10 protein-coding genes are annotated in these 11123 nt (G+C 70.9%); 3 read left to right on the top strand and 7 right to left on the bottom strand.

Features of this window, described 5'->3' with window-relative positions:
• Positions 1-597: hypothetical protein (locus CM1CMNOD_RS22075; protein WP_165001368.1), on the top strand; the 597-nt coding region annotated here is incomplete at its 5' end.
• Between the two features lie 13 nt (positions 598-610).
• Here CM1CMNOD_RS22075 and CM1CMNOD_RS21275 read toward each other — a convergent pair.
• Complete coding sequence (locus CM1CMNOD_RS21275) at positions 611-2191, bottom strand: tetratricopeptide repeat protein (RefSeq protein WP_013871614.1); 1581 nt, start codon at positions 2189-2191, stop codon at positions 611-613.
• Between the two features lie 149 nt (positions 2192-2340).
• Here CM1CMNOD_RS21275 and CM1CMNOD_RS21270 point away from each other — a divergent pair, with 149 nt between their 5' ends.
• Positions 2341-2844: an NUDIX domain-containing protein gene (locus CM1CMNOD_RS21270; RefSeq protein WP_043602601.1), complete on the top strand. Its 504-nt coding sequence runs from the start codon at positions 2341-2343 to the stop codon at positions 2842-2844.
• A 653-nt stretch (positions 2845-3497) separates the two neighbouring features.
• On the opposite strand, the gene CM1CMNOD_RS22620 is transcribed toward CM1CMNOD_RS21270, so the two are convergent.
• Entirely contained in the window at positions 3498-3794 is a 297-nt protein-coding gene (locus CM1CMNOD_RS22620; protein WP_202797650.1) for a hypothetical protein, read from the bottom strand.
• Between the two features lie 63 nt (positions 3795-3857).
• Between CM1CMNOD_RS22620 and CM1CMNOD_RS21265 the strand changes: the two genes are divergently transcribed.
• A complete protein-coding gene (locus CM1CMNOD_RS21265) occupies positions 3858-4928 on the top strand; it encodes a cation diffusion facilitator family transporter (RefSeq protein WP_202797649.1) in 1071 nt (356 codons plus the stop codon).
• A gap of 257 nt (positions 4929-5185) precedes the next feature.
• On the opposite strand, the gene CM1CMNOD_RS21260 is transcribed toward CM1CMNOD_RS21265, so the two are convergent.
• Genes CM1CMNOD_RS21260 through CM1CMNOD_RS21240 form a run of 5 tightly spaced genes read right to left on the bottom strand, consistent with a single transcriptional unit; the run spans position 5186 to position 10881 of the window.
• Entirely contained in the window at positions 5186-6679 is a 1494-nt protein-coding gene (locus CM1CMNOD_RS21260; protein WP_131774146.1) for a pyruvate, phosphate dikinase, read from the bottom strand.
• The gene (locus CM1CMNOD_RS21255) at positions 6676-7278 is read right to left on the bottom strand and encodes a hypothetical protein (protein ID WP_013871609.1); all 603 of its coding nucleotides are present in this window, start codon (positions 7276-7278) and stop codon (positions 6676-6678) included. Before CM1CMNOD_RS21255 ends, CM1CMNOD_RS21260 begins: the two co-directional genes overlap by 4 nt.
• Positions 7278-8072: an HAD family hydrolase gene (locus CM1CMNOD_RS21250; protein WP_013871608.1), complete on the bottom strand. Its 795-nt coding sequence runs from the start codon at positions 8070-8072 to the stop codon at positions 7278-7280. Before CM1CMNOD_RS21250 ends, CM1CMNOD_RS21255 begins: the two co-directional genes overlap by 1 nt.
• Positions 8069-9142, bottom strand: a complete 1074-nt coding sequence (locus CM1CMNOD_RS21245) for a hypothetical protein (protein ID WP_013871607.1) — start codon at positions 9140-9142, stop codon at positions 8069-8071. Before CM1CMNOD_RS21245 ends, CM1CMNOD_RS21250 begins: the two co-directional genes overlap by 4 nt.
• The gene (locus tag CM1CMNOD_RS21240) at positions 9139-10881 is read right to left on the bottom strand and encodes a PEP-utilizing enzyme (protein ID WP_013871606.1); all 1743 of its coding nucleotides are present in this window, start codon (positions 10879-10881) and stop codon (positions 9139-9141) included. Before CM1CMNOD_RS21240 ends, CM1CMNOD_RS21245 begins: the two co-directional genes overlap by 4 nt.
• Positions 10882-11123 lie beyond the last annotated feature (242 nt).

Raw genomic sequence — 11123 nt, 5'->3', positions numbered from 1 at the left:
GAAAACATCTCACCAGAGCTGAGTGATCTGCTCGACTCGCTCTCCAGCCCCCTGGCCGCCGCCGTGGGAGGACAGGGCACACGGATTACCTACGACGGGCCGATAATGTCCGGATCCTGGGAGAAGACGTTCTACTTCGTACCACCGGCGGAAAGCAGCTTCGAGGACGTCCGGGAGCGGGCCCGAGGCGTTCTCGACTCGATCGCGACCAACCGCGCGGCGGGAACGCCAGTCTCGTTCCCCGGGAGGGACGGCATCGATGCCACAGCCTTCCGGGCCTTCTTCGCCGCCACCCGCGCCCTGGAGTCGATCTCGCTCGTGATCGGTCCGCTGGTCACGGCCCGGGTCGGGGACGAACTCCGGGGCACGGTCCTCACCGCCGAGGAACTGCCGGACGCCGACGAGACGTACCCCCCACGCGAGGCCACGACAATAGTCACCCGAATCCGGGAACGCGCCTCGGAACGGGAACGCACTCCGGAGCGGGACCTGTCAGAATGGATGCGGGCGACGCGCTCGGCCGCCGACCTTTTCCCTGATATTCCAGAAATTCCCGCCCCACGGGACGACGAACGAGGGCCGGACGAACGGCCGTGACGGATACTCCGGATCACTGTTCGCGCCACTCCCGGAGAAGGCCCGCAGCCGTCCGCGTCCACGGATGGTCATGGCCAAGAACTTCCTGGCAGCGCACAAACGCCTTCTCAGCGGCCGTTCGGGCCGGCCTCCGGTCATCGTGGGCGTACAGGTCCATCGCCGTGTTGATGGCGGAGGCGAGCGTGTCGGGATGATGGTCACCGAGAACCCGGCGCCGGCGCTCCCAGACATCCTTGTTCAGGCGCAGCGACTCCGGGTGGCCACCGAGCAGGTAATGGCATCCAGCAAGGTTCGCCGCGCTGGAAAGGGTATCCGGGTGGTCATCGCCGAGAACCCGCCGCCGACGTTCCCACGTGTCCAGAGCCAACATATACGCCTCGTCGAAACGGCCCAGGGCACGCAGATCCATGACAATGCTGTTGGCTGACGCCAGGATGTCGGGATGGTCGGCCGGAAGAATCCGCCGCCGCCGACTCAGGATATCCTGGTCCAGCTCGTAGGCCCTCTGGTGGTCGTCCCTCTTCAGGGCGAAGAGAGCACGGGCCAGATGATGACCCGCGGCCAGGGCGTCGAGGTGGTCGGGGCCGAGCACCGGTAGCCAGTGGCGGCGGGCACGTTCGGCGAGGTCACGGCTCTCGCCGAACCGCCCCCGCGCGTAGTGGTAACGACAGAGGTCGAGAAGAAGACGACGGAATTCAGGCGGTTCGCCGGCCGTCGCGGCAAGCCGGCCGGCAACGGCCAGGACGTGGGGGGCCGTGGCACGAGAGACCAGAGCCTCATATGCGGGCCAGTTGGCCGGCTCGCCGGGACCGCCGGGGTTCTCGGTTCCCAGGCGGCGGAGCTCGTCGGCGTCCCGGCCACCGTCGAGATCCGTGCGCGTCCCCACCCGGGTACGGCCAGAACATGTGGCCGGTTTCGAGGACGGAATGCCCGGAAAAGTCGAGGGCGCATCGCCTCCGGCCCCGCCTCCAGTCCCCGCCGGGGCGATATCCGCATCGTTCGACAGCCCTGACCCGGGCCCCGGAGCTCCCCGCTCGGTCGCGCGGGCTACCCGTTCCGGGAACGGCATCGGACCTGCCGGTCTCAGGCGGCCTGCCGTGGCCTGTTTCCGGACCGGTAACGTGGGCGGGCTGTCCGGCCTCCTCCGCCCAGCCTGTGCGTCCCGCAGCCCGTCGAGCAGCCGGATCCGCGCCACCTGTTCATCAGCCGGCCCCGACAGATCCGTCAGGTCGATCCGTCCGCGTGTCCCCAGCATTCCGAGGCTGCCCGGAGCACAGGTTTCGATCATAATCGGGACCAGCCGCCGGGTATCTCCTTTCAGGTCCGATTCCCGTACCGCCTGCCACTGCGCGCCGCCGTCATCCGACTCGAGATAGGCCGGTGTCACCACCGCCAGCAGCCGGCTCGCTCGGCGCAGGCCCTCCTGTTCGAGAGCGGACCAGACAGTCCCCGGGACGGACTCCCATGCCCTGATCAGAACCCGGTACCCGTTCTCCTCCAACGTCCAGGCGAGCCACTCCGCCCATTCACGATCCGCCTCGGCATACGAGACGAAGAAGTCCCAGCGGCCCTCATCGGCGCCCCCGTCGGTCACGTGCCCAGCATCCCACCAACAACGGATGGGGAGCGTAGGTGGTTTCCGTCGCCATAACGACTATTTCCACCCACGGCTTCCACGTCTGTAGGTGGAAAGCGCCGTCATACCGGCGGTTGCCACCTACACCTTCCGCTAATCTGAAGCAGATGTCACTGCCACCAGCGGAGTTCTATGCGACGCTCCCGCGCTCGATCGCCGGGGCCAGCGCCCTCTTCCATGATCCCGATGGCCGGATCCTGCTCGTCCAGCCGTCCTACCGCACCGACTCCTGGCTCCTGCCCGGCGGTCACATGGAGGAGGGAGAGTACCCGTGGGAGACCGCACGACGGGAAATCAAGGAAGAGCTGGGGCTGGACCTGCGGCCCGGACGGCTGTTGGCGGTCGACTGGATACCGCCCCAGGACAACGGACGGCCAGCGCTGGCCAACTTCGTCTTTGACGGCGGGGTGCTCACCCTCGATGACGCCGAGCGACACCTGCGCCTACAGGCCGACGAGCTGATCGCATGGCGGCTGTGTACCCCCGCGGAACGCGACCAGCTTCTCGCGCCATACATCGCCCGACGCGTCCACGCCTGCGCTGACGCCCTGCACACCGGCCAGACCGCCTACCTCCAGCACGGCCGGCCCCCGACGGCCGCACCCGGCTGACCGGCCGCACACCCGTCAGGACGATCGGCCACCGGTTCGCACGCACCCCGACGATGGCCGTCCTGGTCCGGCTCGAACGCGACGGCCGTCGACCTGCCCGCCCCTGGCCGTATACCCGTGCGGGGCCACCCACACAAACCATGATCTGGACAAGTTCGCCGCTGTGCGCGCTTTTCCGCTCCTCACCGGACCGCCCCGGCCAGGGCGCCCGGGCTCCCCCTCGATGCCCTTGGCCGCCGCCCGCGCCACCGGCCGCCCACCAACCCCACCGGACCGGCCACACATCCTGTTTCCTGACCGGCGAGCGGGAACGAGGGTGCGAAAGAAGAGCCCGCGAACGGAGCGGTGACGTGGTTTCCGCTCCCCCTCACCCCCGCGTTCTCGACGCCGCGGCTCCGTTCGCGGGCACTGCCGGCCGCGCCCCGCCTGCGACGTTGTCGCACCTGCGGATACGGTCATCTACGGGGAATCCGTATCTGCGTATGGCGGTGTGGTGCGCCGTCGCAGCAATGATCCTTTCGTGGCAGCGTACGGGTATGGCGCATGAACAGCGTGTCCCGGACGCCAGCGGTCACCCTCGTCCTGACGATGCTCATCCCCGCGACGCTCATTCTCGCGACGCTCGCCATCCTCATGACGCCAGTGGTCACCGTTCACATGACGCTGATGGTCACCGTGACTGCGGTGACCATGCTTCCCATGGTCACCGTTCCGCCCACAGCGACCACCCCGCCCATGGTCACCGTTTCGTCCGCTTCATCCACAGGGACCGTGGCGACCGTTCCCGCGGTGACCGTAAGCAGTACCACGGTGACCATAAGAATGGTCGCCGTCATGACCACGGCCACGGTGGTGGCGGTGATCATGAAGGTAGTGGCGGTGGTGGCGACAGCGGTGGCCACGGGCATGGCGGCGGTGGGCGCGGACGCGGACGCGGAAACAGTCGTCACGATGACCACCATCACGGTCATGGTGACAGTGGCGCCGGGGACGGCACGGTACACACGCATGACGTGTGGCGGCGACGACTGCCTCACTGGCTGGTGCCGCACTCCCATGATTCGGTGAACCGGGTGGACTCGGCGGTGGAGACGTCCGCCGCAGGGATCCGTGCGCTGTGGATATCGCTGGCCGTGCTCGGGACGACCGCTGCTCTTCAGATGGTCATCGTCATGCTGTCCGGATCGGTGGCGCTGCTCGGGGACACCATCCACAACGCGACGGACGCGCTGACCACGCTGCCCATCGGCGTCGCGTTCGTCCTCGGCCGACGGCCGCCCACCCGCCGCTACACCTACGGTTACGGCCGCGCCGAGGACCTGGCCGGCGTCGCCGTCCTCGCGACGATCGCCGCGTCCGCGGGCTTCGCCGCCTACGAAGCCGTCGACCGGCTGCTGCATCCCCGTGTGGTCACCCATCTGCCGGCGGTGGCCGCGGCCGGGCTGGTCGGGTTCGCCGGCAACGAGTTGGTGGCTCGACACCGGATCCGCATTGGCCGGCGGATCGGGTCGGCGGCGCTGGTCGCGGACGGGCTGCATGCCCGCACCGACGGGTTCACCTCGCTGGCCGTGCTGCTGGGCGCCGCCGGTGTGGCCGTGGGCTGGGACACCGCCGACCCGGTCATCGGCCTGGTCATCACCGTCGCGATCCTCGCCGTGCTCCGCGACGCCGCCGGCGAGGTCTACCGGCGCCTGATGGACGCCGTCGACCCGGATCTGATCGACGCGGCCGAGGCCGCGCTACGGGCCACCCGGGGTGTCAGCGCCGTCGGCCGGGTCCGGTTGCGCTGGATCGGCCACCGCCTGCACGCCGAGGCCGACATCGTCGTCCCCGGGGAGCTCACCGTCGTCGACGCGCACGCGATCGCCATGGCCGCCGAGCGTGCCCTCACCCACGCCGTGCCGCGGCTGATCAGCGCGACCGTCCACACCGACCACCCAGCGGCACACGAACCGGCAGCGCGCGACTTGGCAATGTATGACCTTCATGATCCGTATGACACGCGTGACGCTGACCACCGGTGTGCACTGTTCGCCCGTCACGGCGTTCTCGCGCACTCCCGCACCGGTGACACCAGCCAGTGAGACGCCAGCTCGTAGGACACCCGTGGACGCCAACCCACAGGGCACCAGCCTGTGAGGCGCTCCCGGGGCAGCCGGCGGCACGCGGTACGGCGAGAGTTGTCCACAGCCCACCGGGCCACCCGGCGTACCCGCGCGGCCAGCGGGCCGACGGCAATGGTCAGCGTCGCGTCGATGGATGCCGATCATGACCTGTGTGGATGGTTGCGGACGGGATTCGCGCTACTTGGCCAGCGCTCAAGGCGCTTGCTGCGGCCGCGTTACCTGGTGCGGTCGCGTGCCGTGAGCAGGTCCGGCAGTGAGGCGGCCGGATCTGCGCCGGGCTCGGCGCGGGCCCAGGCCAGCAGCCGCGCGAGGTCAGGCTCGTCTCCGGCCCCGGTCGGGGCCACGACGGGCAGCACGCCCCCGAACACCTCGCCCGCGGCGGCGTCCACGGTCACCTCGGTGCCCGCCAGGCCCATCAGCGTCCCGGTGCCGCAGCCGACCACGCAGGGCACGCCAAGCTCGCGGCTGACCACCGCGGCGTGCGACGTCGCGCCACCGAGCTCGGTGAGGATCGCCGCGACAGCCGACATCGCCGGCACGTCCTCGGGGTCGGTGGTCGGGCGGGCCAGCACGACGGCCTCACCGGCGTCGGCGCGGTCCTGAGCCGCCTCGGTGTCGCAGACCACGACGCCGCTGACGACCCCCGGGCAGGCGGGACGTCCCGAGGCCAGCACGCGTGCGGCCGCGCGCGCGTGCGGCTCGACGTGCGGGCGCAGCACGGCGGCGACCTGTCCGGGAGAGACCCGGTCCAGGGCCTCGCGCTCGCCGATGAGCCCCTCCTCCGCGAGCGCGACGGCAAGCCGCACGGCGGCGGCCGGCGAGCGTTTCGCGGCACGGGTCTGCAGCAGCCACAGGCGCCCGGACTCGACAGTGAACTCGATGTCCTGCACGTCACGGCACTCCCGCTCGAGCGTCGCCGCGAGCGCCATGAGCTCGGCGTGCACGGCGGGCTGCGCCCGCGCCAGCTCGGTGAGGCGCAGCGGGTCGTGGGTGCCCGCGACCACGTCCTCCCCCTGCCCCCGCGGCAGCCGCTCCCCGAAGGGCTCGGGATCCCCGGTGAGCGGGTCGCGGGTGAACAGCACACCCGTCCCGGACGCGTCGTCGAGGTTGCCGAACACCATGGCCTGCACGGTCACCGCGGTGCCCGCGTCGTCGTCGAGTCCGCGTTCGCGCCGGTAGGCCAGGGCGCGGCGCGAGTCCCACGAGGCGAACACGGCGCTCACCGCGGCCTCGAGCTGCGCGGCCGGCTCGGCGGGCGGCGCGACACCGACGACCGCCTCGAACTGGCGGGTGAAACGCCGGGCGGTGTCGGCCGCGAACCGGGCGTTGCCTGTCGAGACGGCCAGCGCCACCTGCACCCGCGGCGTCATCCCCAGGTTCAGAACGGTGTCCATCATTCCGGGCATCGAGACGGCCGCGCCCGAGCGCACCGACACCAGCAGCGGCGTGGGCCCGCAGCCGAAGGTGCGGCCGGTGGCCTCCTCGAGGTACGCGATCGCCGCGGGCAACGCCGCGCGCACGTCGGCGGGCAGCCGGCCGCCGACGACGCGGTGGCGCGCGCACGCCTCGGTGGTCACGACGAAGGCCGGCGGCACCGGCACCCCGAGCGCGAGCATCCGCTGGATGCCCCACGCCTTGCCGCCCAGCAACGCGCGGTCGCCGTCGGGGTCGGGGACGAGCGGGCGCACCGCGGTGGTGATCGTGGTCATCCGGTCGTGGCCTCCTCGCTCGCCCGGTCGCGTCCGGTCGCGCCGTAGAGTTCCTCGTGCAGCTCGTGGAAGACCGTGTGGTAGCTGTCGACCATCGGATGCGTCAGGAAGCGCCGGTCGCCGCCGTGCAGCCGGACGAGCGCCATCTCCAGCCGGCCGGGATAGCGGCGCAGCCGGGGGACGATGGCGGCCGCCCGCGTCGCGAGACGGCTCACATCGCCGTGCAGCGCCTCGACCCGGGCGATGATGGCGGCGTCGTACGCCGCGTCGGAGTGGTCGTTGGGCTCCTCGTCGCGCAGCTGCCAGTCCCGCAGGATGACCTTCAGCCTGTGGTCGTGCGCGCTGAACTCCTCCCAGACCAGGTCGAGCGCGGTCACGTCCAGGCCCGCGCGCTCGGCGGCCAGCGCCACCCGCAGCATGTCGCGCCCGCCGGGCATGAGCCGATAGCGGCCGCGGCGCTCCTGGACGTGCCCTGCCACCACAAGCGACTCGAGCGAGCGGCGCACGGCGGCCTCGTCGCCGCCGGCCAGCCAGATCACCGTGGACGCGTCCGCCAGCCCGCCCTTCAACCGCACCGCCTGCAACACCGCGAGATCCATCAGGCCACCTCCTCGGATGGAACTGCTGCCCGCTCGGACGGGGCGCCGGGCCGCTCGAACGAAGCGCCGGCCCGCTCGGGCGGGGCCACGGCCCGGCCTCGCGGGCTCCCACCGGCCTCACGCGCTCCCACCTCACGCGCTTCCGGCTCGCCCGTGCGGCCGTCCAGCGGATCGAGGGTGATCCGCACGCCGGCTTCGACCAGCGCCCGGCGCACCTGCCGCGGGCTTTCGTACAGGACGCCGACCATCCCCAGGTCGCGCGCGGGCACGAGGTTCTCGGGGAAGTCGTCGACGAAGGCCACCTCCCGTGGCCCACGGCCGAGCATCGCCAGGAGCCTGCGGTAGATCGTGGGATCGGGCTTGCGCAGCCCCAGCTCCGACGAGTCGCCGTAGACGTCGATCGTGCCCGCGGGCAGCAGCGTGTGCAGCCAGTCACGCCGCTCGGCGAAGATGTTCGTCAGCAACGCGGTCTGGTAGCCGGCCGCCTTGACCTCGACGACCAGCGCGACCATCTCGGGCCGGACGCTGTCGCCCATGCACGCCCACAGCATCGCGTCCAGACGCTGCGCCGGCACATCGACATGATGTTTCTCGGCGATCGCCGAGGAGCACCGGCGGTAGAACTCGGCGATCGACATCCGCCCCGTCTCGCAGCGGGCGAACAGCTCGCCGCCTCGGACGAAGGACATCACCGTGCCCGCCGGCAGGCCGTACTCGGCGTCGACCTTCTCGAACTCTCCGACGGGACTCGGGCACAGGACCCCGCCCACGTCGAAGACGACCGCCCCGATCATGCCCGGCGGGGCGGCGAGCCCGCGTGGACGAACTGCGTGCCACGGAACACGTCGACCTTGTGGATGTAGCCGTTCTGGGTGAACAGCGGGAACTCCCGCCCCTCGGGGTCAACGAAGATCGCGTAGTAGTCCTGCATCGTGGCGGCCCAGTTGGGAGCCTCCGGCCCGACCTCGGCCTCCTGCATCGCCACCGCGACCCGCCCCGTCGGACGCACCAGGTCACCGGCGATGCGGTGCCCGTTGGAGAACTCGAGCTCGTAGTGCTTCGGGCAGGCGGTCGCCTCCTTGTGGTAGACGCCGCCCACGCAGGGGACGAGCGTGTGCGCGTCCGACCACCAGCCGGCGACCGGCATGGGAGCCGGCTCGGGCAGTTCGTGGCTGCGCAGCGCGATGACCGAGAAGACGCTGTCGTCCGGCAGGATCGCCGACAGGAGGTCCCAGCCGGTGTTCCACATGAGCTGGGTCTTGCGCCGGCCCCAGCCGCGGTCGCGCCAGCCGAAGCCGGAGAACGCAAGCTCCGGCCCGCCGCGCCAGCGCATCGTCCCGTTGGCCGTGACGACCTGTTCGGTGTGGCAGTAGACCTGCCCGCTCTCCCCGGTGGCGTAGTAGCCCCTGAACATGGTGTCCCACAGGGGCGCGAAGTGCTTCCCCTTCAGCGTCAGGTCGAACTCGACCTCGTCGAGGCTGCCGACCCACCGCAGCTCGTGGTTGGAGTCCCAGGAGAGGTTGACCATCTCCAGCCGCGCGAGCTCGTTGCCGACCTGCCGGTCGTTGTGCGTCCCGTCGGTCCGCAGCACCTGGATGACCGATTTGTTGCCCTGCGCAACGCCGATGGCGCACCGGGTGTTCGGCGAGCGGTTGGCGCTGACCGTCATGTGCATGTTGATGTTCGCGTTGAGGGCATCATCGCGGACGGTGATGAAGAAGGTCTCCTTCCACGGTAAGGACTCGTCGCCGAAGGGCTTGTGTAACAGCTCGTCCTCGGGGCGGGGCAACCATTCCGCCGGGACGCCGCGGGACGACACGGTGGCCGTGCCGGTGGTCGCACTGGTGGCCGTGGGAGTGCTCATGCGGTGCTCTCCAGTTCACTGTCACGGGTCACACTGCCACTTTCTGTGCTGCCACTTTCTGTGCTGCCACGGGTCACGCCATCGCGGTCCGTGCCTTCCGCGGCCCGCCTGAGGATCTCCACCGTTCCCTTGTTGCCGTCGACCCGGACGCGGTCGCCGGTGCGCAGCACCCTGGTGCCATTGCCCGTACCGATGACGCACGGCACCCCGACCTCACGCGCCACCACGGCGGCGTGGCTGAGCAGGCCGCCGATGTCGACCACCAGGGCCGAGGAGAGGAACAGCACCGACGCCCAGCTCGGGTCGGTGGTCACACACACGAGCACCTCGTCGGGCTCGATGTCGTTGAAGGTCGGGTCGTGGACCACGCGTACGAAGCCCTCGACGATCCCGCCGCTGGCACCGATGCCACTGACAGCGGCCTGCGCGGCCTGCGCGGCCTGCGCGGCCGAGGCGCCAGACGTGTCGTCCGCGGGCGCCAGCTCGAAGGGCGCGGGCCTGCCCTGCCAGTGCGTGGGGATGTCGTAGCGCAGGAAGTCCGCGCGCTGGGCGCGCCGCCGGGCGGCGATCTCTTTCGCCCCGGCGGGTAGCCCGTCGACGAGATCGGAGACCTCGAACAGGAACACGTCCTCGGGATCGTCGAGACGCCCGTCCGCGGCCAGCAGTGTGCCCAGCCTCCGAGCGGCTCCGCGGGCGACGTCGAGAGCCTGCAGGTAGGCGGCCTTGGCCACCCCGCGCAGCGGGATCCGCGACACCGCCAGCTTCAGCACGAGTTTCGCCCCCGGCCGCTGCGCGGCGGGCAGCCCGGCCAGCAGCTCACGCTCGGCCCGCTCGCGCGCCCGGGTCCGCTCCGCGGCGGCCAGCGCCGGGTCCTGGGTGTCGTCGCGCTCGCCGTACTGCGCGGCGAGGCGGAGCACCGGCGTGGGGTCCTCGCGCCAGACCCGCCCGGAGACCTCGCCCTCGCGGGGTCCGTGATAGCCGTGCCTGGCAAGAAAGGCGTCGAGATCCAGCTCCCCACGCCCCATCCGCCACAGGTCGAAGATGATGTCGGTCTCGGCGTGCGAGCCCTGGCCGGCGACGAGCGCGTTGGCCTGCGCGTGGTCTAGGCCCGCCTTCTCGATGAGGGTGAGCAGCTGGTCGTACACCGCCTGCACCCCGATGAACACGCCACCGGCCTGCACTCGGATCATCTCCGTGAAGCGGTCCCGGCCCTCGGCCAGCGCGTGCCGGGCGCCGGCCTCGTCGAGGGTGTCGAAACGCGGTACCCACGCCTGCCACCAGGCCTTCGTCGGCCCGGTCCGCGCAATCACGTCCCGGCGGATGGTGGCCAGCGCGTAGGGCATTCTGACCGCGACGAACGGCAGACGGCGCCTGGAGCGGGCCAACGGGATGCCCGCCGGGACCTCGCCGAGCAGCTGGCGCGCGATCGCGTCCGGCCCCGAGCCGGGCAGCAGCCCACCCATCTCACAGAAGAAGTTGACGTTCAGGGCGGCGCGGCCGTAGAAGACGGCGGCGACGGCGTCGTTGGGATCGTCCTGTACACGGACATCACCGGACGCGAGCGCGCCCATACGCGCGAAGCAGTCACGGACCCCGACGTCGACCGCGGGGCCCCACAGCGACCAGCCCAGGGGTGTCGCCACGCCCGGGAGTGCCTCCCCCACGTTCGTCGTGCTCCAGAAGCGTTCAGGTCGTGACTGCGTGTGTAAAGGACCGCTCGGGTCCACGTTGATGGTCATGCGGCTCCTCTCCTGGTCTGGTCTCCCGCTCCGGCCCCGGCCCCGGCCAACAAGGCGGTGAGGCTGCCTGCTCGTCGGGTGCAGTCAGCGTTTACAAACAAGTGTTTGTTGTCAAGAGAGGGCTCGTCGGATGCGCACGAAAACAACCGACAGACACGGGTGGAGCTGGGGAACGGCGGATGGGTGAGCCGGGTGCGCGGGGCGTACCCGGCGGCCAAGCTGGCGTTCGAGCCGGGCCGGGC

Origin of the sequence: Protofrankia symbiont of Coriaria myrtifolia (genome assembly GCF_900634755.1) — a bacterium.
Lineage (GTDB): Bacteria > Actinomycetota > Actinomycetes > Frankiales > Frankiaceae > Protofrankia > Protofrankia coriariae.
The sequence above is the reverse complement of the archived record's forward strand: the minus strand, read 5'-3'. Positions and strand labels throughout refer to the sequence as shown.